Origin of the sequence: Marinomonas rhizomae (genome assembly GCF_003315485.1) — a bacterium.
Taxonomy (GTDB): Bacteria; Pseudomonadota; Gammaproteobacteria; order Pseudomonadales; family Marinomonadaceae; genus Marinomonas; species Marinomonas rhizomae.
This window is the reverse complement of record NZ_QNSE01000034.1, coordinates 1-1,205: the sequence shown is the minus strand read 5'-3', so window position 1 is coordinate 1,205 and position 1,205 is coordinate 1. Positions and strand designations below refer to the sequence as shown.

Sequence of the window (1,205 nt, the reverse complement as noted above, 5' to 3'; positions counted from 1 at the left end):
CAAGGGGAGATACCATCTTTCAAAGCAAGCCTTTTTTAGTCATTTAGACTATTTGAGGCTTGTATTCGCTTTGATGTTTCACAACACCAAAACAAATTTGTACAAGCTTTCTCATTGCTGCTCCGAGTGCTTGCATGTGAGTCTTTCCACGATTTTTTAGGCGATCATAAAGCGCTTTTACATCAGGGTTATACTGTTTTGCGACAACGGCGGCCATATAAACTTTAGCTCTAATATTAGGAGGTCCAACCTTTGATAACATCGAGCGACCTTTTAGTGTCCCTGATTCTCTAATTCTTGGAATAAGCCCCAAGTAGGCCGATACGCTTCCCGCTTTTTCAAATTGATGTGAGGACAGAACCGATAGCATAAGTCTTGATACAACAGATCCGACACCAGGAATGCTTTCAAGAAGGTGTCTTTTCTTTTTCAGCGTAGGATGATTATCAATATGCGTATCCAGCTCTTCAGTCAGCCTCTCTTTCTCTTTTACTAACACAGACACAATGTTGTCTATCGACTTAATAACAACAGAAGAGCCGTCTGCTATTTCAGCTTGTTCTTTCCGATTCAATTCTCGCTGTATGTCTTTCTCTATCGACTCTATACGCTTGATCAGAGCTTTCAGCTTACGTATCTCTGGTGCTTCTGGTGTCCAGCGCTTTGGATCCATTTGATAACCGAACTTAGCGAGAAGAAGGCTATCGGCTTTATCCGTTTTGTGAGTCACACCAAGTGCCTTGGCAAACTCTTTAGGTCTTGCAGGGTTAACGACACAAACTTGAAACCCTAGATGAAACAAATGGGTAGCAATGCCTTCGTGATAAATCCCTGTCGCTTCAAGAGTGACATGAAGTTGTTCAGGCTGTGCTGATGTCACTTTCATGAGCCATTGTGCAATATTTTCAAAGTCTTCCTGATGATTTTTAAATACTTTTGTTTTTACTTTTTCTGATAGGACGTCCCTTAGCCAAAGACAATCCAGCTTATTTTTTCCGACATCAATTCCAATATAAATCATTTATCCTTATTCCCCTTGTACATGCAGCATCACTGTAAAACAGGCGCTTGGATACCATCCAATGTTGAAGGATTAGTCTGGCAGAATAATCTCCCCTACAGCATCAAAGTGCTTGGGCTAGGAACATACTTACCAGACTAGAGTGAATTACTAGCTAAGCAATTCACTTAGAAAGATACAAGGG

At 41.0% G+C, this 1,205-nt stretch carries 1 protein-coding gene; it reads right to left on the bottom strand.

Annotated features, from left to right (window positions below; genetic code table 11):
- Window positions 1–43 precede the first annotated feature (43 nt).
- Window positions 44–1,021 (bottom strand): IS110 family RNA-guided transposase, encoded by a 978-nt coding sequence (locus DFP80_RS20560; RefSeq protein WP_113918662.1) that lies wholly within the window; start codon window positions 1,019–1,021, stop codon window positions 44–46.
- Window positions 1,022–1,205 lie beyond the last annotated feature (184 nt).